This is a genomic window from Paenibacillus sp. FSL H3-0310, from assembly GCF_038002785.1.
GTDB lineage: Bacteria > Bacillota > Bacilli > Paenibacillales > Paenibacillaceae > Paenibacillus_AQ > Paenibacillus_AQ odorifer.
This window is the reverse complement of the sequence record NZ_JBBODC010000002.1, coordinates 68,924-94,275: the sequence shown is the minus strand read 5'-3', so window position 1 is coordinate 94,275 and position 25,352 is coordinate 68,924. Positions and strand designations below refer to the sequence as shown.

The window sequence follows — 25,352 nt, the reverse complement described above, 5'->3', positions numbered from 1 at the left end:
TAAGCTACCTACCTTATTTGACCGCTCCACTGGTTACGCCTTCAAAGATGTAACGCTGCAGGAAGAAATATAAAATTACTGTTGGCAGCAGGATAAGCAGAATAGCCGCACAGATTAAATTCCATTCCCCCGAATTGACCCCTTGAAAACGCATTAGGATCGTCGTAACTACACCAAGGCTTTGTTTCGGCATGTAGAGGTATGGGATGTACATGTCATTGTAAATGCTAATGGTTTTCAGAATAATCAAAGTAGCCGTAGCTGGGGTAAGTAAAGGGAAAATAATCGACCGATAGATTCTGAACAGAGAGGCACCTTCTACCATCGCACTTTCATCGAGATCCACGGGAATATTACGGATAAATTGCAGATATAAAATAATTTGAATTACATCCGCTCCAATATAAAGCACGATCGGGGCGCCAAGTGTATTGTAAAGCCCCATGCTTTTGATGATACCAAAAGTCGCCACTTGTGTCGTGATACTAGGAATAATGGTGGCTACTAGATATGCACCGAAGACAACGGGTTTCAATTTGAAAGAGAAGCGTCCCAATACAAATGCTACCATAGTGCCGAACAGAATGTTCAGAATTAAAGTAATAGCTATAATGATTAACACATTACCAAATCCGTTAAGTAGACCCCCACGCTGGAAGACGGCAGTGAAATTATCGAAATTCAAAAAGCTTTTTGGCAGTGCCATGGAGCTGCTGCTGTTAAATTCGTCAGTGGATTTAAAGGCATTGACGATGACCACATACGGAGGAAAGAGTACAACAAATACGCCGATAAGCAGCGAGAAGTATTTAATAACATCTGTGAAGCGAAATTTGGAGTATGTCATATCTATTTGTCCCCTCCCCGGCTTAGAACTAGTTGCTGTACTAACAGTACGATGACGACAAAGAAAAGCAAGATAATACTCATGGCAGAAGCGAGGCCGTAATTATTGTAAGCAAATGCAGTATCTACAACTTTTTGTACGTATGTTTCGCTGGCGCCTGCGGGGCCGCCCTTGGTCAACACGAAGGGGAGATCGAATACTTCCAGTGCCCCTGTGACGGTAAGAAATAAGTTAAGCTGGATGACTGGCTTCATATTCGGTAAAGTAATTCTCCAAAGTGTTTGAAAAGGTCCGGCACCATCGATCTTTGAGGCCTCATAGATATCGTTTGGAATGGCCTGCAAGGAGGCGATGTAGATTACCATGTTATAACCCATGAAACGCCAAAATCCTGTGGACGCCAGAGAATAGTTAACCAGTCCTTCTGTTCCAAGCCAACTGGTTTGTCCTAGTCCGGTAAGACCGATGCTATTCAGGAACATATTCAGAGAGCCATTGGTGGTGTCAAAGACATAACCAAACATAAAGGCGACGGCGACACCGTTCATAATGTAAGGGAGGAACAGTAAGATTCGAAATGCATTTTTTCCTTTCAACTTACTATTGAGCACAATCGCAAAATAAATAGCGACGATATTCTGGAGAATTCCCATCGCGAAATAAGCAAAGTTATGGGTAAATACCTTGAAAATATCGGGGTTGGAGAAGACTTCGCGGTAATTATCGAGACCGACCCAAGGCTTCTCAGGGCTATAGCCATCCCAATTCGTAAAGCTGTAATAAATCAGCTTGAGTGCCGGATAATACGTGAATGTTGCGAGCAGCAACAAAGGAATCGTGAGGAAGGATACAATGATAATCGTCTTCTGTTTGTTATAGGAAAGTGTTCCGAACATCGCTAGCCCTTCTTTCATAAAAACGTGGTATGGAAAGGCAAAATGGATTATCCGTAAAAGCAATAATCCATTTTGCTCCGTAGTGTACTTCGAATCAAAAGCTCAAATTAATAACCGAGGTCCTTCTTGGCTTTAGCCCAAGCTTTATTCCACTTGTCTAATACGGTTTGTGGATCTTTGGCAAGTACAAATTCCTGTACAACAGCAGGGAGATCCAGTTGTGCCTTGTTGCCGATTTCTGTAACCTTTGCATCGTCAACAGTTCCTTCTACCAGTTCTACTCCGGTAGCTTGGAATTCTTTCAGCTGAGTCAGATTGGATTCCTTGCCTTTTAATGGAGAGATAAAGCCGGCGAAATCCTCATAACCTGAATCTTCAATCATCCATTTTACGAAGGCTTTAGCTGCCTCTAAATTTTTGCTGTTTTTGGCAACGGCATAGAAGAAGTCAGGGCTAAGGGTAGCAGATGGTTTACCCGAATTGTCATAAGGGAATGGGAAGAAGCCAATATTGTCTGAAGAAGCGCCTGCTCCGATAACTTGGTTAATAACCCAGTTGCCAAGATAGTACATGGCGAATTTGCCGGAAGCGATGTCCTTTTTCGATTGCTCCCAGTTGGTGGAGTTGATGTCTTTTTCCAGATAGCCTTTTTCATTGAGCTCTCTAAGTAGGCTGAAAGCTTTGCCATAACCGTTGTCTATAGTGAACGGTGTTTCAGAGCTCAGCTTAGCATTTGGAAAATCAGGATTGCCTTCAATTAAGCGTGGTGTGTCATAAGCCCAAGTACCAAGTGGCCATTTGTCTTTAAAGTTAGAGGACATTGGAATAACACCTTTTGCTTTCAGCTTCTCGCAGGCAGCCAGGAATTCATCCCAAGTCTTAGGCGTTTCGGTGATGCCGGCATCAGTGAATGCTGTTTTGTTATAAACAATACCGGAAGTAGAGTTCCCTGTAGTAATTCCGTAAAGCTTACCATCAAAGGATTTGAAGTCTTTAAAGGTGATCTGATCGTTCAAGCCGAGATCATCCAGTGAAGCAAAATATTTCGGCAGGTCGGAGTTAGGGATGGAAGGAATAAACATAACGTCTGGAAGCTCGCCGCTGGCCATTCTGACTTTAGCCTGTTGGTTATAGTCGGTTTGGGAAGCTTCGAATTCGACTTTAATGTTCGGGTATTTTTCATTAAAGCGCTTTAAATATTCGTCATATTCTTTGCCGATCATGTCTGTTCTGTTAGTTAGGAAGGTGATTTTGCCGCTGATATCAGCTCCTGCTGCAGGTTCGGCAGTTGCATTCGTGTCACCGCCGGTATTCTCTGCGTTAGTTGCTGCGGGCTTTTCAGTTGCGGCAGCACCGTTATTCGTGGTGTTGTCATTATTCGAACCACAGCCAGCAAGTGTTGAAGATAAGACCATAATCATAACAAAGGATAACGAAAATAACTTATTTCTCATAGCTTAATCCCCTTTTCGTTTTTATTGTTAGCGTTTACATGAACATTATAGCTTTATCGAAGCCGTTAATAAATGTATTGTATTATTATTTATTGTCTTTATTTGTTTTGTTTCTGCGTTTATAATTAGTATGTACCTAACAATCAGATAACAAAATACAAAGAATATCAAAAGGGTTCAATGAATTAATTGAAGTCTTATGCTATTTTTGAGAAGTCTATGCTTACAAAACATTAGGCATCTGCTTCCGAAGCGAGTTTTGCGCGAAGTCATTCAGAGAAGTCTATGCTTACAAAACTTTTAGGAGGTATTATGAAACATTTGCATATGGATCTTGCGAAGTGGGAATTTAGAGGCTGTGGTGATGAGGAGTGGCTTCCGGCGACTGTGCCAGGTACAGTCCATACGGATTTACTAAAGAACGGGAAGATTTCAGACCCCTTTTATGGAACAAATGAACATGATCTACAGTGGATCGATAAGAAGGACTGGGAATATCAAACCTCGTTGCAGTTGGGGGAAGAGTGGCAGGAGCTTGCTTGTACGGAGCTAGTTTTTGAGGGACTGGATACTTATGCAGATGTGTACGTGAATAATGTACATGTGCTCGCTGCTGATAATATGTTTCTGGCATGGAAAGTGGATGTCAAAGATCAGTTAAAGACTGGAGAAAATAATATACGGGTGAAGTTCCGCTCTGCGGTTAAGGAAGATTTACCGAAATTAGCGAAGCTGGGTTACGCGCTGCCTGCCTCGAATGATCAATCCGAGCTTGGGGGATTAGATGAACAACGGATTAGTATTTTTGCGCGCAAAGCACCTTATCATTACGGCTGGGATTGGGGCCCGCGTTTCTTGACCAGTGGAATATGGCGTGCGGCAGCTCTGGTGGGACGTGACACCGTTCAAATTACAGACCTCTATATCCGTCAAAATGTGATTGCTAAGGAAGAAGCTCGCCTGACCGCAATTGTAGAAGTGGATGCTCCTGCTGCTTGGCGGGGAATGCTGCGAATAAGTGCCGATGGTTTGGAGTGGATGCAAGCGGTTACTTTAGAAGAAGGCATGCAGCAATTAGAGATGAATATTGTTATATCCGAGCCACAGCTCTGGTGGTGCAGAGGGCTCGGAGAGCCTCATTTATATACATTCCAGGCATCATTGATACAAGATGCGGAAGTAGAGGTTAGCAAAAGTGTAAAAACCGGACTCCGCAGTATTGAATTGATTCGGGAGCGTGATGCCAAAGGAGCTTCGTTTTCTTTTGCGCTGAATGGAGTTTCCGTCTTCGCCAAAGGTGCCAATCATATTCCAAATGACAGCTTCACCACAGAAGTAACCGAGGAGCGGTATCGGCATGAAATTGCCACGGCAGTAGAATCGAATATGAATATGCTGCGCGTTTGGGGCGGCGGTATATATGAAGAAGATATTTTTTATCAGCTCTGTGATGAATACGGACTGCTGGTCTGGCAGGACTTTATGTTCGCTTGCAGTATGTATCCCGGAGACGAGGCGTTCCTTGAAAATGTGAAAAAAGAAGCCGAATACAACGTCAAAAGATTGCGCAATCATCCCTGCATCGCCTTATGGTGTGGCAACAACGAGATTGATTCGGCCTGGTCACAGTTCGAGGAAAATATGGGCTGGGGCTGGAAAGAAAAACTCGGCGCTGAGCAAAGAGCGACAATGTGGGCCGATTATATTAAAATCTTCCACCGTATTCTGCCGGAGGCTGTAGCCGCGTTCCATCCGGGAGCGGACTACTGGCCGTCTTCGCCGTTGCGGGAGCTGACTGGCGATATTAATCAGCATGCGACGCGGATTGTGGGCGAAGGGGATGTGCATTACTGGGGCGTGTGGCACGGAATCGAGCCTTTTGAGAACTATAATACAAAGGTTGGCCGCTTCATGAGTGAATATGGCTTCCAGTCGTTCCCGGAACTAAAAACGGTAATGAGCTATGCGGAAGAGCAGGATTTGGAGCTTACCTCAGAGGTGATGCTGGCGCATCAGAAGAATGGTCGCGGTAATCTGCTGATCAAAGAATATATGGATATGTATCTGCCGCAGCCAAAGGACTTCAAAGCCTTTTTATATATGAGTCAAATCCTGCAGGCCGAAGCGATCCGAATCGCGATTGAAAGCCACAGAAGAAATAAACCTTATTGTATGGGCACTTTATACTGGCAGATGAATGATTGCTGGCCGGTGGCTTCTTGGGCGGGCATGGATTATAACGGGCGCTGGAAAGCCCTGCAATATACCGTGCGTTCAAGCTTCAAAGATGTTCTGTTGTCTATCGACGGTACAGACCGTGAGAAGGTAGACGTTCATGTCGTATCTGATTTAAGAACAGCAGTGAGCGCTGAGTTGGTGCTTACTTTGTATCAGTTTAACGGTTCGGTGCTGCGAGAGTGGACACATCCCGTTGAGCTGGAAGCTGATTCTGCTGCTATCGTATTCTCGTCTCCTGTGGCAGAGCTGCTAGAAGGTCAAGGGGTGGGTGATGTATTGCTTGGAATTGGCTTGCAGGCGGATGGCCAGGTGATAGATCACAAGCTGCATTATTTTACTCCGGAAAAAGAAATTCCGTTGCAGCGCTCAGTAATTACCGTGCTGGAAACTCCAGAGAGCGGTGGATTAAGCTTCACCGTGACCAGTGATGTATTGGCTAGAGGTGTATACCTGACTTCGGAAGAGGAAGGAATATTCTCTGACAATTATTTTGACCTTCTCCCAGGTCAGACCAAGACGATAGAGTTCTCACAACGCGGGAACGATGGAAGAGACTGGATTCCTGCCGCACCTAAAGGGCTAAAGGTTCAATCGATGGTTGATTTTGTGAGCGAAGATTTGCTGTAAATCCTAAGGAGAGAAGGACTGGCACATGGGGATTTTAATTCAGGAAGATAAGGGATTATTCCATTTACAGAGCGCAGGGATGAGTTATATTCTTCAGCTTGTTAATGATTATCCGGCACATGTGTATTGGGGCAAGAAGCTGCGTAGTGGCAGCAATTTGGAAGGGCTGTTGGATCTGGGAGGAAATACGGGTCTCGACCGGCTCCCGCAGGAATATCCCCAATACGGCACGGGAGATTTCAGAACACCTGCTTATCAAGTTAGGCTCGAAGACGGCACTCGTATTACAGAGCTGAAATACAGCGGGTACCGGGTAGTTGAGGGTAAACCCTCACTGCCAGGTCTGCCATCTGTATATGTTGAGTCTGCGCAAGAAGCACAGACGTTGGAGCTTACACTTAAGGATGATTACGCCAAGCTGAGTGTTATTTTGCGCTATACGGTTTTTGAACATACCAACGTAATCACACGCTCTGTGGAGTTTACCAATGCGGGGGAAACGCAGCTGCAATTGCAGCGTGCACTGAGTGCTAGTGTCGATTTCTCGTCTGGCGATATGGATATGATCTATTTGGCAGGAGCTTGGTCAAGGGAAGGTAATCTGACCCGTAGACGTCTGGTGCAAGGGGGTACGACCATTGGGAGCCGCAGAGGGATGAGCAGCCACCAGTTAAATCCATTTGCAGCGCTGGTGAAACCTGTAACGGATGAAAATCATGGAGAGGCCTACGGCTTCAGTCTTGTATATAGTGGAGGCTTTGAAGCTGAGGCAGAGGTCGATTCCTTCGGGATGACCCGGTTTACGATGGGGCTGAATTCTTTTGATTTCTCCTGGCTGCTGGAGCCGGGCGAACAATTCCAGACCCCAGAAGTAGTGATGGTGTATTCTTCCGAGGGGATCGGGGAAATGTCGAGAACCTATCATCGCCTGTACCGGACCCGTTTATGCAGAGGGTTATATAGAGATAAGGAACGGCCCATTCTGGTCAACAATTGGGAAGCCACCTATTTCAACTTCGATGCGGATAAATTGGAGTCGATTGCCGCGGAAGGAGCGAAACTCGGGATAGAGCTATTCGTACTGGACGACGGTTGGTTTGGCAAAAGAGATGCAGATAACTCCTCTCTCGGAGACTGGGTAGAGGATCTGCGCAAGCTTCCAGGCGGATTGTCTGATGTGGCGCAGCGTGTGAACAATCTAGGCTTGCAGTTTGGCCTCTGGTTCGAGCCGGAGATGATCTCGCCAGACAGCGAGCTCTATCGTAAGCATCCCGACTGGTGTCTGCATGTGCCGGGACGCCGCCGTAGCGAAGCCCGCTGGCAATTGGTGCTGGACTATACTCGGGAGGATGTACGCCAGTACATTTATGAGTCACTGTCCCGGATTTTCTCGACCGTGCCCATTAGTTATGTGAAATGGGATATGAACCGTTGTTTAACGGAGATTGGCTCTGCAGAGTTACCTTCTGAACGCCAAGGGGAAACCGCTCATCGTTATGTGCTTGGTCTGTATGAGCTATTGGAGCGAATAACTTCAGAGTTTCCGCATATCCTGTTCGAGAGCTGCTGTAGTGGTGGTGGCCGCTTCGACCCAGGCATGCTGCATTACATGCCGCAGACCTGGACTAGTGACGATACCGATGCTGTGGAACGACTGAAGATTCAGTATGGAACAAGTCTGGTGTATCCGGTTAGTTCGATAGGCGCGCATGTGTCTGCCGTGCCGAATCATCAGGTAGGACGGATCACCCCGCTGTCTTTTCGTGGAGATGTAGCTATGTCCGGTAATTTCGGTTATGAGCTGGATCTTACGAAGTTTACAGACGAAGAGAAGGAACTTGTGAAGGAACAGGTTGCGAACTATAAACAAATCCGCAGTCTTGTGCAGCAAGGGAATCTGTACCGGCTGCAAAGCCCGTTTGAGGGCAATGAGACAGCATGGATGTTCGTGTCCGATGATCAGCGAGAGGCATTAGTTTATTACTTCCGGGTAATGGCTGTGCCGCATCCGCCCCGCCGCAGCCTGAAGCTGAATGGTTTAAATCCGGAGCTGGATTACATTCTGGAGGCAAGTGGTGAGGTTTACGGTGGTGATCGGCTAATGCAGGCTGGACTGGCTCTGCCGGATATCCAGCAGGATTTTGTTAGCGGATGTTATAAATTGAAGGTGCAGGAATAGAGTTTATTGCAAGTCATCAGCAAGCCATGAGCCTAGCTCGTGGTTTGCTTTTTTTGTTGGCAAAGACGAATTTGAATCAGTTGAAACTGCGGATGGCAAGTCAGTCTTGATCGTATCCACCTCCATATTCCTCCTGTTATGGCATCCTGTGAAGCTACCTTGTGTATGACGCTATAGTTTTTTTGCATGTTCATATTCCGTTCATATTGAGGTCATAGGGAGTACATCTTCATTGGTTAATCTTAGCCTAGCAGTTAGTTATGGTAGTCCAATACACAGCTGATGACAGGGGAAGATACGAGTGGAAATAAAAGAAGTAATGAAAATGAAGGCGGGCACGAGAACAAGTAAAACACTAAACATACTACTTAAAGTAGTAGGAGCAATAATCATCGCAATCGTGCTTTTTCTCGCTATTGTCTATACAGTTAATTTGATCAGCAATAAATCGGAACAAAATAAAATAGAACCCTATGGTCAGTTAGTGCCCGTAGATGGGAAAAACATGAATGTTTATATTCAAGGAAAAGGTGAAGAAACAGTCGTGCTACTACCGGGTTATGGCACAGCAGCGCCAGCTCTTGATTTTAAAGCATTAATAGATGAACTGTCGCCGTTTTACAAAGTTGTCATGATTGAGCCTTTTGGGTATGGATTAAGTGATCTGACCAAAAAGGAGCGCAGCACAGAGAATATTGTAAGTGAAATTCATGAAGCTTTACAGGCTCTTAATATTGACCGTTATATTCTAATGGGCCACTCCATTTCAGGGATATATGGACTAGATTATGTTAACAAGTATGAAAATGAAGTGAGTGCATTTGTCGGGCTTGATAGTAGTGTCCCATCGATAAGCGAGAGGAAGATCGAAGCTTCGGAATTAAGAACTATAAATCTGCTCAAAAAATCAGGTTTAATCAGATTGCAAATGAAATTTAGTGCTGACCCAATTGCTGAACTACCATTTGATGATAAAACAAAAGAAAAAATGAGACTGATCAATCGCAAAAACATATTTAATCCCACCCAATTAAATGAAGCTGGAATGATGTATTCTAATTTTAAATCAGCTGAAAGCTTAACATTTCCTAAAAATCTTCCTCTTATTTTCTTTATACAAGCGAATCAACCAGCAACGGATAGATGGATACCAGAGCATGAAAAGCAAATCAAGGACTCTGTGCATGGAAAAATAGTGAAGTTTGAAGAGGGACATTATTTATATCGCACTAAAGCAAAAGAAATCGTAAAAGACTTTCAGGCATTTATGAAAGAAATAAAATAAGTGCTGCCGTCGAGCCGACCGGATTTCAGGATTTCCTCTGATTTTCGTTCGGTTTTTATTAGTCCGTAAGATATGGGGGAGTGCCACCAGTAACGATGATCCATCATTAGGGTTTGGTCTAAATAAGAATGAGAAGGCGTCGGCTACATATGATGGAGAGTCCCTTGGCTGCTACTAGGTTCCTAGGTACCCTGCTTCGGATCGGACTCAGGAGTCCTTATTTGCTAGAAAAGAGGCAATTGAGGATACTTTCGGACCCCAGCGACGTTATTGGCTAATTATCGCGACCGGATGGGGTGTTTTGGAGTAAATAGCTGCACCTGAGTCCGATACCATCTCAAATATGCGGTTTTTTCGCAAATAGTGGCTATACGGTCCGTAAGTAAATAGGGAGTAGGGGTGGTATGAGAAAGTATGAGAAAGTATAAGGGAGTATGAGAAAGTATGAGGGAGTATGAGGTAGTATGAGGGAGTATGAGGAAGTATGAGGAAGTATGAGAAAGTATGGGGGAGTCCCACCAGTTAACGATGATCCAATCATATGGTCTGGTCTGGGATAAGAATGAAATCGTGCTGTCTACATTTGATGGAGAGTTCCCTTGGTTGCTGCTAGGTTCCTAGGTACCCTGCTTCGGATCGGACTCAGAAGTCCTTATTTGCTAGAAAAGAGGCAATTGAGGCTACTTTCGGACCCCAGCGACGTTATTGGCTAATTATCGCGACCATATGGGGTGTTTTGGAGTAAATAGCTGCACCTGGGTCCGATACCATCTCAAATATGCGGTTTTTTCGCAAATAGTGGCTATACGGTCCGTAAGTAAATAGGTGAGTACGACCAGTGGAGCGTGACCAACTAATCGAATGGGTGAGTACGACCAGTGGAGCGTGACCAACTAATCGAATGGGTGAGTGCGACCAGTAGCGCGTGATCAACTAATCGAATGGGTGAGTACGACCAGTAGCGCGTGACCAACTAAGTGAATGGGTGAGTGCGACCAGTGGAGCGGAACCAACTAATCGAATGGGTAAGTACGACCAGTGGCGAGTGATCAACTCATCGAATGGTGATTCCAATGATCGCCGGCTGACTCACTAATTATCCGTAGTTTCCAGTAATCTATGGTGAGCCCTATCTTTCCACAACCTCCATAAATCCCACAATGAGCCCCACGGTAGCCTTTTTTAAGCAAGAGCATGTCCTATTTCCCTATAATCCACATTGACTTGGGTTTGTCACACCCCTATGATGATTATTAATATAAAAATATATGACACGAAGAGGAGCGAAACATCATGGCTTTGGAGATCGAACGCAAGTTTCTGCTGCCGGAATTTCCGGAGCAGCTGATTCAAAAGGGAGAGTTGAAGATTGTTACCCGTCATAATATCGATCAGACATATCTGGCGATAGATGGTGGTCAAGAGCTTCGTGTGCGTAAAATTACGGATCTGGACTCAGGTGAGGTAACCTACACGCATACGTTTAAGGATGGCAAAGGGATCAAACGCGAAGAGATCGAATATTTTATCTCAGAGGGTTTATATAATCAGATGATCGAAGCGGTAAATGCGGTAGCTTTGGTCAAAGAGCGAATTACAGCGGTGTGGAATGGCATAACGGTTGAGATCGACGTATATTCCCAGCTGAAATTGTCCGTATTGGAGGTTGAATTTGAATCTCTGGAGGAAGCGGAAAGCTTTAAAGAGCCGGAATGGTTCGGTAAGGATGTTAGTACAGAACGGCAGTACAGCAACAAAACGGTCTGGAGAGAGCTGCAAAATAAGACAAAGAATTAACGGACTTTAGCGCGTAAACGTGGTAGTATATAGGGAAAACAAGCAGAAATAGCTTTATCATCCCTAACTAGCTTAAGGATAACGTTTAGGGTGAAACTTATAGTTAATTATAAGAATTTATAAGTGGTGCAACTATAACAGCCTTATATTTCTGCGAGAAACAGTTGTCTTCTATATAGGACGACAACGTTGTTTCTTCTTATCATATATTCTTGTCATATATTAACGAGGGGTTCAGGAGGATGAGCATGAAGTTTATAAGCACAAGAGGTAATGTGGAACCTAAAGGTTTTATTGATACGGTGTTGATGGGACTTGCGGACGACGGTGGGCTGATGGTTCCATCCGAGATTCCAGTGGTTTCAGCAGCAACGTTGGAAGAGTGGAGAAGTCTCAGCTATCAGGAGTTGTTCCTGAAGATTGTTGCCTATTACACCAATGGTGAGATTCCTTACCAGGATTTGCAGGAAATGGTCAACACCAGTTATGCTAATTTCCGCACACCTGAAGTAACACCTATACACCAAGTGGATGATTCTTTATATGTCCTTGAATTGTTCCATGGGCCTACTTTTGCTTTCAAGGATGTAGCGCTGCAGTTTATGGGTGAGCTGTATTCGTATATTTCCAAAAAACAAAACAAAATCATCCACATCCTCGGTGCAACCTCTGGGGACACTGGAGCGGCGGCCATTCAAGGTGTACGCGGCAAAGAAGGCATCAAGATCTGTATTCTCCATCCACACGGCAAGGTAAGTAAAGTGCAAGAGCTGCAGATGACTACGGTGGACGACAGCAATGTACTGAATCTGTCTGTTCATGGTAACTTTGATGATTGCCAGAAGGTGATTAAGGATCTGTTCGCAGATCTGGACTTTAAAGGTCGGTATCATCTGCGTGCAATTAATTCCATTAACTTTGTGCGGATTCTGGCGCAGACTGTTTATTATTTCTATGCATATCTGCATGTCGATGGCAGCAACGAGAAAAAGATTAATATCAGTGTGCCTTCCGGTAACTTCGGTAATATTTTCTCGGGTTATTTGGCTAAGCAAATGGGGCTTCCTATTAACAAGCTAATCATTGCTACGAATGAAAATAATATTTTGGAGCGTTTCGTGAATACTGGCGAATACAAACCAGGTAATTTCACAAGCACTTACAGCCCTTCGATGGACATCCAAGTGGCAAGTAATTTCGAACGGTATCTGTATTATCTGGTAGGCGAGGATTCTGAGAAGTTATCCGCGTATATGTCTATGCTGCAAACCGAAGGCAAGATTACGGTTGAAGGCGAGGCGCTTCAGCAGGTGCAGAAGGATTTTGCAGCGCTGGGTGTGAAGAATGATCAATGCTTGAATACGATCGCTAAGTATCAAAAAGAACACGGCTACCTGCTTGATCCACATACAGCATGTGGAATCGCGGCTTACGAAGCCTTTAATGGCCCGGATGAGATTGGCATTACCTTTGCGACTGCACATCCAGCTAAGTTCGATGAGGCAATTACTTTGATTGATATTAAGCAGGAATTCCCGGCACAGATTAAAGCATTGTTCGAGATGCCACAACATCAAACCGTAGTGGATCATGACAAGGATGAAATCGTGCGTCAGCTGCAAGCTTTTTACGGATTGTAATATCATATACAGTCCTACTTCACAGCACAGCCCCCGTTCTTGGGATAAGGACGGGGGCTGTTTGTGCGTTTATAGTAGCTTCTAACATTAACGTTGCGGCGTACGGGTCTGCTCCCTAGCTTTTTCACAAAAAGCAGCGACCTTGTAAGAGACATAGTACGACAGCATTTTTTCAGAATCGGTAAAGTCGGTGTCCAGCAGTCTGCTGATAAGATCGAGCTTATATCTGAGTGTATTCCGGTGAATGTACAGCTCGTCTGAGGTAATCTGCATGTTCCGGTTATTTTTGAGATAAACGTAAAAGGTATGATACAGATTGGACTGGTGCAAAGTATCGTATTCTTGAAGCTTGAGCAGCTCTGGATGGTAGTAGTTATTATCCTCGTTAAACACAACATCAGCAGAGAGCATCTCATAGAGCTGGATATCTGAATAGTAAGTCAGCTGCTGCTGCGGGCTGAGAATGGAACCGATCCGAATAGCATTTCGGGAGTGAAGATAGTGTCTCCTACATTGCGTAAGATTAGTGAACATATTGCTGATGCCAAGCGAGATGCCGGTTTGGGCTAGAAATTCCTGCAGCTGCTTATTTACAAGCTCTTTGGAGAGATTTCCATCATGGATCATTACAATCTGCCCGTCATAATAGGTGGAAGGACTGCCCGGAAAAAGCTGTTGCAAACGTTCTCTTAAATAATCATCATAACGGCCTGAACCCTCATACCAGGTAAGATCGAACAGCAGCACAAGCAGCTGATTCCCGAACTTTAGTCCTGCACTCCGCATCCTGTCCTGAATAATCCGGTTGTCCTGAAGCTGTTCCTCTAGCAATGCGCAGATAAAATCTTCAACTTTTATATTTTTGGCGTTGCGATAGTAGCTATTTTTGCCCATCTCTTCGGCAAGTATGGTAGCGGTGATGGACAGCAGCTCGTTATCTCTGGCGCGAAAAGGATTTGTGCATCCTAGAAGCAATACATTGCCGATTTGTTTGCCGGCTACTTTTATTTTGGAGATCAGTTTGGAGTTTGATGTTTCCTCGCAGGTTACCTCATAAGATTCATCGCTTTGTTTCCCACGCTGGACACTGTTCATTTTGCTCACGGCCGCAATGAAGTCGTAAGAGCAATAACCTTTGCGGATATTATCACTCCATATGTAATCGTCGATATCGGAAAGGTCAGAGTGAGCTACAATTTTGAAGCTGCAATCAAATACAATGACGGGATTCTGCAGTAGCTCGGCAGCTGTCTGTACGATAGCTGAAAGGCCTGCACCTGAAATGTATGCAGTAAACAAAGATGCGGTATAATGCTCCATTTCGATTTTACCTGATACTTGCTCATTTAAGGAAACATCCATTCATATCGCCCCCTGGTTCAATAATAGTGCAATATGCACTATAAAGAAGTGATTTTTGGTGCTTGTAAATATATTCACAAAGTATTGGACGCCTTAAACTAAAGGTGGAGGTGCTAAGCAGATGAAATATGAAAAACTGTTTGCAGCAGGTAAAATTGGACGCCTTGAACTTAAGAATAGAATTGTATTGCCGGCTATGGGAACGTCACTGGCTGCGGCCAGTGGTGAAGCTTCGGATGAAATGATTGCTTTTTATGAGGAACGTGCCGCAGGTGGCTGTGGTCTAATCATTACGGAAATTACGCGTGTGGATAATGAGACCGGAGTAGGTACACCGAACCAGCTGAATGCAAGTGACTTGCTGTTTGTGCCGCGTCTGGAGAAACTGGCAAGAGCTGTGCATCGTCATGACAGCAAAATATTCCTTCAGCTCCAGCATCCGGGCCGGCAAAATCACGGACGGCTTATTGGAGGCAAACAAATTGTTGCTCCTAGCGCAGTGATGTCTTCAGCGATTGGGGAAATGCCCCGGGAGCTGTCTACTGAAGAGGTAGAAGAGTTAGTTCGTAAATTTGTGTTCGGAGCTTATATAGCTAAAACAGCAGGTATTGATGGTGTGGAGATCCATGGTGCCCACGGCTATCTCGTAGGACAGTTTCTGAGCCCACTTACCAATCTGAGAACTGATAAATATGGCGGTTCACTGGAAGGTAGAATGTCATTCCTGAACGAAATTGTGCTTGGCATCAAAAAGACCTGTGGCGCAGGATTCCCTGTATCGGTGCGAATCGACGGCGATGAATTTGTCTCAGGCGGGATTACACTGGATGAGGCTATCCGGACTGCGAAACATCTGGAAAGCATCGGAGTGGATTGCATAAATGTAAGCTCCGGTACTTATGAATCGTCCAATACGATCATTGAGCCGATATCCTACCCGCAAGGCTGGAAAAAACATCTCTCCGCAGCCATTAAGCAAGCGGTGCAAATTCCAGTGATTGCTTGTGATGTGATCCGTAAGCCTGAATTTGCTGAGAGTCTGCTACAGGAAGGAAATACGGATTTTGTAGCCCTTGGAAGAGCCCAACTGGCCGATCCGGAGTGGGGTAACAAAGCGGCAGCAGGCAAAGAAGCAGAGATCAGAACCTGTATCTCTTGCCTGTACTGTATTCAGGAAGTAATGGAGTGCAAGGTAATCAAGTGTGCTGTCAATGCCAGAGTGGGCCGTGAGCTTGAATTTGCAGAACCAACAAAAGATGGCGCTGGCAAAGTAGTAGCTGTGATCGGCGGGGGTCCAGCAGGTATGGAAGCAGCACGGATTCTGGCGCTCAGAGATTTTAAACCTGTATTGTTCGAAGCCAGAGATGTGCTAGGCGGCAGCGTGGAGCTGGGAAGCCGGCCACCATTGAAGGAGAAGCTGAACTGGTTTATTGATAATATGCAGCATCAGTTAGAGGATCTGAATGTTGATGTCCGTCTCTCTACGAAACCTACGCTAGAACAACTGAAGCAACTGAACCCTTATGCGGTATTTGTTGCTGCTGGGGCACAGCCTATAGTGCCTGTTATTCCGGGAGTAAAGAAGGCAGCGGTCTGCACCGTTGTTGACGTACTTAGTGGGTCAGTTGTGATTAAGAACAAGCAGGCTGTGGTCATCGGCTCCGGCATGACAGGGCTGGAAACGGCTGAATATTTAGCCGATATGGGAAATCAGGTCACGGTGGTGGAAATGCAGCCGCGGGTTGGTCCAGATGCCTATCTGCCAAATCTGATCGACATTGTGACTAGACTGAAAAAGAACGGCGTGGAGCTCTTAGCATCAACCAAGCTGGTAGAAGTGCAGGATGGCGCGATTGTGCTTGAGAATACGTCCACGGGGGAAACTTCGCTGAAAAAGACGGATGCTGTTGTATTATCCATTGGTGTTACACCCGATCGCTCATTTGTTGATGAGTTGAAGCAGGTACTGCCTAATGTGAAGGTGATCGGCGATGCAGGCAAGCCAGGCCGAATCGGACAGGCCATTCAATCTGGATTCGAAACGGCTTTTGTGCTGAACTAAAGGGTTACTAATCTAAGGAGGGTTCATTCATGGTGAGTTTTGTGAAAAGTTTCGCAGATATGCAGAAATACGGAGGCAAGCCAACCACCTTTTATGATGCAGAGATGCTGACGGTGTATTGGGAGACCAAACCAGAGATTATCGAGCGTTTGTTGCCGAAGCCACTGAAGCCAACAAGCCGGCCGCTGGTAAATGCTTTTATCGCCAATTACCCAGCTACGAACTTTTGTCCACCTTATCGTGAAGCTGGATTGTTCGTTCTAGCGGACTATAACGGACAATTAGGCAACTACTGCCTGTCGATGCCTATTACAAGCGATATCGGGATGGCTATGGGCCGGGAAGTATGTGGGCTGCCTAAGAAAATGGCCGATGTGCGTATGAACACCTCAGAAGATGGCATTGATGGGGCAATCGGCCGGCATGGCATTGACTTTTTCAACGTAAAAGCCACTATGGATGGACACTTCAATGACAATGGAGCCGAGAAGATTCTGGAGGAATATTACGGCAAAGATATCCCTTTGTATAACATCAAATATGCCAATGCAATTGACGGAAACGGCTTCGATCTGATGCCATCCTTGGTCACACAGCGTTTAGTAAGTGAGGTTAAAGTCTATAAAGCGGCTGAAGCCTCTATCACCTTCCAAGACTCCCCGCATGATCCTTGGAGTGAGCTTGAAGTTGTGAATATGCTGGGCGCGGTTTACACCGTCAGTACAAATGTGCTTGAAAAAGGTAAAATTCTGGAGCCTCTGAATCCAATGGAGTATCTTCCATACTGCTATCTCCGCTGGGACTGGTGGGAGAACAATTTGCAACCTGTTTCCTCAGTATAAGCCTACGTGTTTGAAGTGAGTTTGTACGAAATGAAACCGAAGAAGGATCGGCTAACCAAACATTAGGAGGAATTAGAATGACTAACCTTTTTGATTTGACGGGTAAGACAGCTATTATCGCAGGAGCATCCAGTGGGATCGGGGTACAATTCGCAGAGATGCTTGCTGAGCAAGGAGCAGACATTGCTATTTTGGCCAGAAGATATGACAAGCTTGTAGCAGTAGCCAAGGATATCCGGGCTAAATACCCTGAACGCAGAATAATTCCTATCGAGTGTGATGTAAGAAAAGAGGACCAGATTATTGTGGCTGTTCAAAAGGTTATGGAAGCCTTTGGCAAAATTGATATTCTGCTGAATAATGCTGGTGTGGTGGATGCGGTTCCGATTGAGGCGCTGGAAGAAGAAGCTTGGGATCGGGTACTGGATACGGATTTAAAAGGTGTTTTCCTGATGTCGAAACATGTGATCCGGCATATGAAGGAACGGAATTACGGCAAAATCGTCAATACAGCCTCAATGCTAGGCCTTACAGCTTCAGCTTCGGTTCCTACGCATTCTTACAATGCTGCTAAAGGTGGAGTGATCCATCTGACAAGAGGGGTGGCGGCAACTTACGCTAAGCATGGTATCACTGTTAATGCGATTGGACCAAGTTTGTTCAAAACTGAAATGACTGAGAATACGTTATTTGCAGAAAAAGCGCTAAAAATGTACAACGCAGTGTGTCCGATGGGGCGCCCTGGTAATCCGGGAGAATTAAACGGCGCCGTGCTCTACTTTGCTTCAGATGCTTCCAGCTACACTACAGGTCAGACCTTGTTTGTAGATGGCGGCTGGACAATTATATAGAGTTCATCTGGTTCTGTAAGCTCGGGGAATGATTGTAACTCCAAAAAAAGGGTATCTCAAAAGCCATGAAAGGGTGGCTGGGATACACCTTTTTTTGCGTTGTACGATGAGCGGTGCTCCGCCAGTAACAAGAGAATTGCTGAATTTATCAGAAATTGTCGTTAATTTGCCTTAAAAAGTAGACATGACTACCTATGAGTGAGAAAATAGCATGTAGAGTTAGTAATAACTAAAAAGGACGGGATAACATCATGACAATTCGTTTCGGGGTCATTGGAACAAACTTTATTACAGACCGCTTCGTGCAAGCCGGCTTGGAGAATGAGGAGTTTATCCTGACAGCCGTGTACTCTCGCACAATGGAGAAAGGTCAGGCCTTTGCTGCTAAATATGCGGGAGCTACAATTTATACGAATTTGGAAGATATGGTGAAAAGCAAAGATGTAGATGCTATATATATTGCCAGCCCAAATTCTATGCATGCAGAACAAGCGATTATGTGCTTAAATCACGGCAAGCATGTGCTCTGCGAGAAACCGGCTGCATCCAACAGTACGGAGCTTAAAGCTATGATTGAAGCTGCGCGCACAAATGATGTGCTACTGGTAGAGGCGATGAAATCGACCTTTATGCCGAACTTTGGAGTGATTCGTGATAATTTGTATAAACTCGGCCAAGTTCGCCGTTATTTTGCAAGTTACTGTAAGTACTCCTCCAGATATGATGCCTACCGGCAGGGGACTGTGTTAAATGCGTTTAATCCCGCTTTTTCCAATGGCTCGTTAATGGATCTTGGAGTGTACTGTTTGTATCCAATGGTAGTGCTCTTTGGCAAGCCTCAATCAGTACAGGCAGTGGGTGTCATGCTCTCGTCAGGTGTGGATGGTGAAGGAAGTCTCATTATGAAGTATGACGATATGGATGCGGTAGTTATGCACTCCAAGATTTCCGACTCCTATCTGCCAGCTGAGATTCATGGAGAGAACGGTACGATGGTGATCGACAAGATCAATGAGCCTTATCAGGTGAAAATTTACTATCGTGATGGTACAGTTGAGGAGCTTACGTTGCCTCAGGTGTTTGAACCTATGTATTATGAGGTTGAAGAATTCATCAACTTGATTAAGAATGGTGAACGGGAGAGCAGAATTAATACTCATGAGAACTCCATGGCCGCAGCAGAGATTATGGAGGAAGCCAGAGCACAGATCGGTCTCCGCTATGCCTCAGATTTATAATAAATAGAATGGGGAGCAGGACTTGAAGACTTTTAAAAAGGTTTATATTGAGATAACAAGCGTCTGCAACCTCGCCTGCAGCTTTTGTCCACAAACCGCCCGGACGAAAAATTTCATGAAGCTTGATACGTTTAATACGATATTGGATGAAATTAAACCACACAGCAATCATATTTATCTTCACGTCAAAGGGGAACCGTTGCTGCATCCCAAGATCGGTGAACTGTTGGATGCTGCTCATGCCAAAGGGTTCAAGGTTAATATTACAACCAATGGCACGTTAATTCATAAAGCCGGACCTAAAATTCTTGGTAAACCCGCACTGCGTCAGATGAACTTTTCTCTGCACAGCTTTGATGGGCATGAAGGGTCAGAGAACCGTGAAGGCTATCTTTCAGAGATAATTTCTTTTGTACGGGAAGCCTCAGCGCAAGGGGTTATTATTTCTTTCCGCTTGTGGAATTTGACGGAGGATAATCTGACGAATCTGGAGAGAAACCGTAACCGTGAAACCCTTGCCCTGCTGGAGGAAGCCTTCAACTTGGATTTCAAGATTGAAGAAAAGGTTGTGCCTGGCAGTGGTGTCAAGATTGCCCCACGCGTCTACCTTAATCAGGATCATGAGTTCCGTTGGCCAGCGCTGAATGAGCCGGAAGATGACGGAAAAGGGTTCTGTCATGCCCTGCGGAGCCAAGCGGCAATCCTTGTGGATGGCACTGTTGTGCCATGCTGTCTGGATGGTGAAGGAGTAATTAATCTAGGCAACATCCATGAAACTCCGTTCTCAGAGATTGTAGAGGGGGAGCGGGCGAACAATTTATTCTATGGCTTCTCACGTAGAGAAGCGGTGGAGGAGCTGTGCCGCAAATGTGGGTATCGGCAGCGGTTCGGAACCTAATGATTGGAATGCAAACAGAACCGGGACATGGCTATTTCATGAGTCCTGGTTCTGTTTTTTAATTAACGGGATTGTATATATATAATAATAGGTCTTTATAGTCTCCACTTTGGAGCGAAGGAGGAGCATATGCTGAAATCACTGGAAGCCATCGCCTTATACCGTGAAGGTGTGCAAGATCATTTGGAGGATCACCTCTGGCTGAAGCTTATTGTCCAAGCGGAGGAGCAGATTGTAAATTTGGAACGTGTGGAATCTCTGGAGGAGCTGGATCGCAGGAATCCCGTACTGGACTATGTGGAACGTAGCTTGCAGATTCTGGACCAACTTCCCCGTTCTATTTGGATAAAAGAGCTGGTGGAAGAAACGTTAATTTGGTCAGAAACGGCTAAGGGAGGTACAGCAAAGGAGCGGCTGGTTTGGCAGAAGGAAGGGATCAATTGTTTTGTACATAATTTAGGTTCCGCACAGTTATATGAGAGATATTTAGGGAGGGCTGTCTCCGAGAAAGGTGCGATGATTCAGCGGCTTATTGAGACTCATGGACTTATAGGACAGCAAATTCGCGGAGAAGTGCCGCCGGAAGTCAATAAGCCACTCCATGATATAGTGGAAGATCAGCTGCTGACCGCGGAGGAACTGGAACGCCTGCTGACCGTGCTCAATCATTGCATCATCGGAGCTGTGTCTCCCGAGTTATGGCAGAATGTGCAGCATGAAGTGAAGCAGCTTATTGAGCTGATTTCTTCAGGCAATCTTGCTAGTCCTATGCCGATGAAGGAACGACTGCGCAGAATGCGGCTGGGTCCGATCTCTAGAGGAGAGGATTTCACTACGGAATGGGCTAAGCTGACGCAGGAAGGTTTTCATGCTGAACGCTTGGAGTCATTAAGTAAGATTACCTTCTGGTATGTAGAATCTGCATTACAGACCTTTTCGCTGGAGCAATTTCTGAAGGTGATGGTGCTTGCTGCCCAGAGGGCGCAGAATCAATCCTTAAGCCATATCAGCTTCGAGCATGTCATGAACAGCATTTACTACGATTACAAGGGTGTTAAGAAGACCAATGTTTATAAGAAGCGGATTATCGAAAAATCTTTAGCGGAGCTTAAATGGAAGGATATCGAGCAAGGGACTTTGCCTGCTGAGAACCCTCACCTACTCTTGCGGCAATATTCTAAGGAACATCTGCCAGACACGGTATTTTTTCAATTCCAATTCTCGGCAGCGGCAGAGAAGCTGATCGAATTCTGTATGGAAGCTGAAAAATCACCCTTGTATGAACGTGCTGTATTGCTGTTATTCGACCTATTCGAGTTGCGCAGGGATGCTTTTGACCGTTTTCATAATGAAGATACCTACTTAAGCCAAATGAATAATACAGCAGATTATAAAGCTGTAATTCTAGATCATGTCACTGGACAAAAAGTGCTGGATATCGGTCCGGGCGGCGGTGTGCTGCTGGATTTACTGGAAGAGCGTATGCCCGAGGTTACTCCTATCGGCATTGATATATCAAGCAATGTAGTGGAAGCCTTGCGACAACGCAAGCAGCGGGAAGGTCGCCACTGGGAGGTGCTGCAGGGAGATGCGTTGAACCTTAAAGATTTCGTTGAGGCCGGAACGGTGGACACGGTAATTTTCTCTTCGATTTTGCATGAGCTATATTCTTATGTGCCGCTAAATGGTAATAAGTTCAATCACGACACCGTCTCCGCAGCTCTGCGAAGTGCCTTTGCTGTATTGTCAGCTGGCGGGGTTATCATTATCCGCGATGGGATCATGACTGAACCTGCATCATTGCTGCGGAGAGTTCGCTTTCTGGAAGAGGACGGTCTGGTGTGGCTGGAGCGTTATGCGAAGGATTTTGCTGGACGTCAGATTCAGTTTCAGAGATTAGGGGAACAAGAAGTGCTCATGCCCGTTAATGATGCCATGGAATTTTTATATACTTATACCTGGGGCGAAGAGGCTTATATTCACGAAGTCCAAGAACAGTTTGGTTATTTCACCCCTACGGAGTTTGCCTCATTTATTGAACAGATTTTAGGAGAGCAGGCAAAGATTGAGGTCTTCCGGCATTACTTGCAAGAAGGTTATACCGAAGCTTTGCGTGATAGAGTAAGGTTCATGGATGAGAGCGGACAGGAAGTGGCGCTGCCGGACAGCACCTGCTTTATTGTGATTCGGAAGGAATAGCCGAAAAGTAACATCAGCTGCATCTAAAAAAGCAATCGGCAGACCCTCTGATGCGGAGGAGATCCGATTGCTTTTTTATATAGGGAATCTTGCCCTTGTTAGAGTAGTATTTCTAGCTGCGACTTATCAGATTCTTCGGCTAAACGTTGAATTTCTTGATAGGTAGCTAATTGTTCTGTCCGCTCATTGGTGTTCTCTTCAGAAGGTTTAATTTCTGTTGAACCTGCTTTATCGATCTGATCTTTAATTTTATCTCCCGTGTCTTTCATGGCATCGCCTAACGTTTCGTTCATTTCCGATAGTTTAGTTTCGATTTTGGATAACTGCTCCCGTTTGGCTGTTGCGGAATGAGTAGAACGAGCCTCGTCCAGCTCTATTTCCTTGGTCAGAACTTTTGCCTCGCCACGCATCTTAGTGTGGGTAGAAGAAACTACCTCCATTTGGCTAACATCTTGGCTTACAGAAACAATCGTATTCAATCTTTCATTCTGTATCTCTTGCTCGGTTTTAGGTTCATCCTTGGGATTAGCTTTTTGAGCATCTTCTAAGTTCTTTTGTTGCTCTTCGAAGCTGTATTTTGCAATTTGTTGGTCAATCGTTTGGAGCTGCTTGTCGAACTCCTTAAGTTGATCTTGAATAGATTCGAGATTATGTGAACTTTTGGTAGTTCTTTCAATCAGACTGTTCTTACTGTCGATGATATTTTGTTTTTGTTTAAGCAGGGAGTTAACCATTCCGTCCATTTTGGATTGATTTTGAAAAGCAGCTTTTGCAGATTTACTTATTGATAATTTATCTCCATTACCATTACCATTACCACTAGTATTGCTGTTTGATTTCATAGTTTTATCATGAGTTTGGTGACTAACAGATACATTAAACCTCGTTCCCATAGATGAGGTCATATTCGTTATATGCATGGTTCATTATCCTCCTACGACGATAAGATCTATCTATAATATATCGGCAAATCAGCAGTAATATTTAATAAAGAGAGCTGTTAGCCGCAGCGTTGTTTGATGGACGCTTAACAGCTTTTTTGTCCAAACTATCCCGGAAGAGGAAGATATTTTCCATTTCAGGCTTTGTAATGTCTATTTACCGGTGAATTTTTGTCGAAAGTTAGAGGGAGAAATGCCTTCTTTCTTGGAGAAGCAGGAAGAGTAGTAAGTAATATGATGGAAGCCAACCTCTTCAGCGATGCGGGCAATGGACCAGGAAGTTTGAATTAACAGCCGTTTGGATTGTTCTAGACGATAGGACAGGAGATAGGCCATAGGGGTCACACCGTATATTTTTAGCATGTTTTTGGCGAGATAGTTGGGATGATAGTTAAGTTCTTTTTGAAGTAAGGAGTTAGAGACATCACGAGTATAATTTTGCCGAATGAACAATTCAATCTTCTCGGCAAGATGAATGGCGGTTGCATCGGATGCCTCGGCCAGATCGCGGTCCAAGAATTGCAGGAACTGTTGAAAGGAGGCTTGGCGCTTCCAGTTGCGCATCGACTGGGGTTCTTGTTCCAGATGGAAAAAGAACTCTAATACCTCCATTGCCTTCTCTGATATTTCCGTATACTTCGGAATAAAGATCGAGCATACATCGCAGTGATTTAAATAAGCTTTTTGTTTATGGCTTTCGATGAGCTCGCTCTGATTCTCCAGACATTCGTTCATATCCTGACACTCGATCCAGCTGCCGAAGGTCTGGAAATGAATCCAGATGATTTCTGTTTCGATAGGACAAGGGGCAAAACCATAGTGATGGGCATCTGGACGAAGGATGAGGAATTCTCCTTCCTTTAGCTCCCAGTGCACCTCGTTCTCGGCGATGGGCAACATCCCCTTTTTAACAATGATTAGATCAAATACGCCGATGCAATTACGACTGATATGATAGTCTCCAGCATTGTAGTGAGCACGGCCACAGTCTATGAAATAAGGAATAGGCGGTGTGATAAAGCTAAGAATCGGTGAGTTCATCGCGAGCCTCCAATTGGAATCCATCGTTTTTTTATGATGTAGATGAAACTAGCCAGCACCTTTCCTGAACTCCGAAGGCGAGCATTTCATCGCTTTACGGAAAACCTTTATGAAATAGCTTACATTATCAAATCCGACCTCGAATGCGATGTCGGATATTTTTCTTTCACTTTGTTGCAGCAGATCGGCAGCCTGGCGAATCCGGTATGAGTTGATGTAATCGACTGGCGTTTTACGAGTCATCATTTTGAAGAAGCGGCAGAATTGTCCCTCGCTCATGGGAATAAGCTCTGATAGATCACGGGTACGTATCGGTTCCTGATAGTTATCTTGGATATAAAGGATCACCTTTTTAAGGCGGTTAATTTTGGTGGTATCAGCATCATCCGATTGGCTGCGGTTCTCAAATCGGCCCTCTGCGGTAATCTTGGAAAGCATGATTAGCAAAGTTCCTTTCATAAAGGTCTCAAATCCGGGCATTTTATTAGCGTATGCCTCCATCATTTGCTCCAGATGATGAAGCAACTCCTGCTGCCAAGGGACATCTGGTGTAATATGTCTTGGAAAGCTCTGGCGTTTCTCTTGCAGTGGCAAAATCGCGTTTTGCTGGATCGTATCGTACTGGGCGCTAGCCAAAAGATCAGGCAGAAATACAAGCGCACAGAATTTGCAGGGGGTGTCTTCGTTCAGCACATAGGCGGCGTGTATATCGCCAGATTCGATAAATACCGCTTCGCCCGCGCGGAGTGGAAAATATTCTGTGTCTACTTGGAACAGAATTTCTCCTTCTAGCAGCATAAAGAACTCCGCTTCTTCATGCCAATGTGTATCGAGTACATGCGTTCCGGATGGAAGTTCTATCCAATAAGCTGCGAGTGGAAACATACTATCTCCATGAACTCTGTTTTCTTTTAGCAAACTCTGAGTTGTACGGTCCATATAAAGGCCTCTTTTC

At 45.0% G+C, this 25,352-nt stretch carries 18 protein-coding genes; 11 read left to right on the top strand and 7 right to left on the bottom strand.

Annotation, left to right across the window (positions count from 1 at the left end):
• Positions 1-13 precede the first annotated feature (13 nt).
• From MHH63_RS19935 to MHH63_RS19925, 3 genes are all read right to left on the bottom strand, one after another.
• Positions 14-847, bottom strand: a complete 834-nt coding sequence (locus MHH63_RS19935) for a carbohydrate ABC transporter permease (RefSeq protein WP_076130664.1) — start codon at positions 845-847, stop codon at positions 14-16.
• 2 nt (positions 848-849) lie between these two features.
• Entirely contained in the window at positions 850-1,743 is an 894-nt protein-coding gene (locus MHH63_RS19930; protein WP_076105422.1) for a carbohydrate ABC transporter permease, read from the bottom strand.
• Between the two features lie 107 nt (positions 1,744-1,850).
• A complete protein-coding gene (locus MHH63_RS19925) occupies positions 1,851-3,197 on the bottom strand; it encodes an ABC transporter substrate-binding protein (protein WP_341172027.1) in 1,347 nt (448 codons plus the stop codon).
• Between the two features lie 312 nt (positions 3,198-3,509).
• Here MHH63_RS19925 and MHH63_RS19920 point away from each other — a divergent pair, with 312 nt between their 5' ends.
• The 5 genes from MHH63_RS19920 to thrC all read left to right on the top strand — a co-directional run bounded on the left by MHH63_RS19920 (position 3,510) and on the right by thrC (position 12,963).
• Positions 3,510-6,062 (top strand): beta-mannosidase, encoded by a 2,553-nt coding sequence (locus tag MHH63_RS19920; RefSeq protein WP_341172026.1) that lies wholly within the window; start codon positions 3,510-3,512, stop codon positions 6,060-6,062.
• Positions 6,063-6,087: 25 nt separating this feature from the next.
• Positions 6,088-8,241 (top strand): alpha-galactosidase, encoded by a 2,154-nt coding sequence (locus MHH63_RS19915; RefSeq protein WP_341172025.1) that lies wholly within the window; start codon positions 6,088-6,090, stop codon positions 8,239-8,241.
• 319 nt (positions 8,242-8,560) lie between these two features.
• On the top strand, positions 8,561-9,526 hold the full coding sequence (locus tag MHH63_RS19910; protein WP_341172246.1) for an alpha/beta fold hydrolase: 966 nt from the start codon (positions 8,561-8,563) through the stop codon (positions 9,524-9,526).
• Between the two features lie 1,293 nt (positions 9,527-10,819).
• A complete protein-coding gene (locus tag MHH63_RS19905) occupies positions 10,820-11,323 on the top strand; it encodes a CYTH domain-containing protein (RefSeq protein WP_076302808.1) in 504 nt (167 codons plus the stop codon).
• 248 nt (positions 11,324-11,571) lie between these two features.
• Entirely contained in the window at positions 11,572-12,963 is a 1,392-nt protein-coding gene (thrC, locus tag MHH63_RS19900; RefSeq protein WP_076302809.1) for a threonine synthase, read from the top strand.
• An 87-nt stretch (positions 12,964-13,050) separates the two neighbouring features.
• Here the strand turns inward: thrC and MHH63_RS19895 are convergent, their stop codons facing one another.
• Positions 13,051-14,325, bottom strand: coding sequence for a PucR family transcriptional regulator (locus MHH63_RS19895; protein WP_076129616.1), 1,275 nt, complete (start codon positions 14,323-14,325; stop codon positions 13,051-13,053).
• 121 nt (positions 14,326-14,446) lie between these two features.
• On the opposite strand from MHH63_RS19895, the gene MHH63_RS19890 reads away from it, so the two are divergent.
• The 6 genes from MHH63_RS19890 to MHH63_RS19865 all read left to right on the top strand — a co-directional run bounded on the left by MHH63_RS19890 (position 14,447) and on the right by MHH63_RS19865 (position 22,415).
• Positions 14,447-16,387, top strand: coding sequence for an NAD(P)/FAD-dependent oxidoreductase (locus MHH63_RS19890; protein WP_076184994.1), 1,941 nt, complete (start codon positions 14,447-14,449; stop codon positions 16,385-16,387).
• Positions 16,388-16,416: 29 nt separating this feature from the next.
• A complete protein-coding gene (locus MHH63_RS19885; protein WP_081383412.1) occupies positions 16,417-17,229 on the top strand; it encodes an acetoacetate decarboxylase family protein in 813 nt (270 codons plus the stop codon).
• Positions 17,230-17,306: 77 nt separating this feature from the next.
• Positions 17,307-18,080 (top strand): SDR family NAD(P)-dependent oxidoreductase, encoded by a 774-nt coding sequence (locus tag MHH63_RS19880; RefSeq protein ID WP_076302810.1) that lies wholly within the window; start codon positions 17,307-17,309, stop codon positions 18,078-18,080.
• Between the two features lie 251 nt (positions 18,081-18,331).
• Positions 18,332-19,318: a Gfo/Idh/MocA family protein gene (locus MHH63_RS19875; RefSeq protein ID WP_038568824.1), complete on the top strand. Its 987-nt coding sequence runs from the start codon at positions 18,332-18,334 to the stop codon at positions 19,316-19,318.
• 22 nt (positions 19,319-19,340) lie between these two features.
• The gene (locus MHH63_RS19870) at positions 19,341-20,216 is read left to right on the top strand and encodes a radical SAM/SPASM domain-containing protein (protein WP_036680750.1); all 876 of its coding nucleotides are present in this window, start codon (positions 19,341-19,343) and stop codon (positions 20,214-20,216) included.
• 129 nt (positions 20,217-20,345) lie between these two features.
• Positions 20,346-22,415 (top strand): class I SAM-dependent methyltransferase, encoded by a 2,070-nt coding sequence (locus MHH63_RS19865; RefSeq protein ID WP_076302811.1) that lies wholly within the window; start codon positions 20,346-20,348, stop codon positions 22,413-22,415.
• Positions 22,416-22,513: 98 nt separating this feature from the next.
• Here the strand turns inward: MHH63_RS19865 and MHH63_RS19860 are convergent, their stop codons facing one another.
• The 3 genes from MHH63_RS19860 to MHH63_RS19850 form a co-directional block, all read right to left on the bottom strand.
• Entirely contained in the window at positions 22,514-23,335 is an 822-nt protein-coding gene (locus MHH63_RS19860; protein WP_280753470.1) for a hypothetical protein, read from the bottom strand.
• A 174-nt stretch (positions 23,336-23,509) separates the two neighbouring features.
• A complete protein-coding gene (locus tag MHH63_RS19855; protein WP_076129612.1) occupies positions 23,510-24,397 on the bottom strand; it encodes a helix-turn-helix transcriptional regulator in 888 nt (295 codons plus the stop codon).
• A 48-nt stretch (positions 24,398-24,445) separates the two neighbouring features.
• Entirely contained in the window at positions 24,446-25,336 is an 891-nt protein-coding gene (locus MHH63_RS19850) for an AraC family transcriptional regulator (RefSeq protein ID WP_076129611.1), read from the bottom strand.
• Positions 25,337-25,352 lie beyond the last annotated feature (16 nt).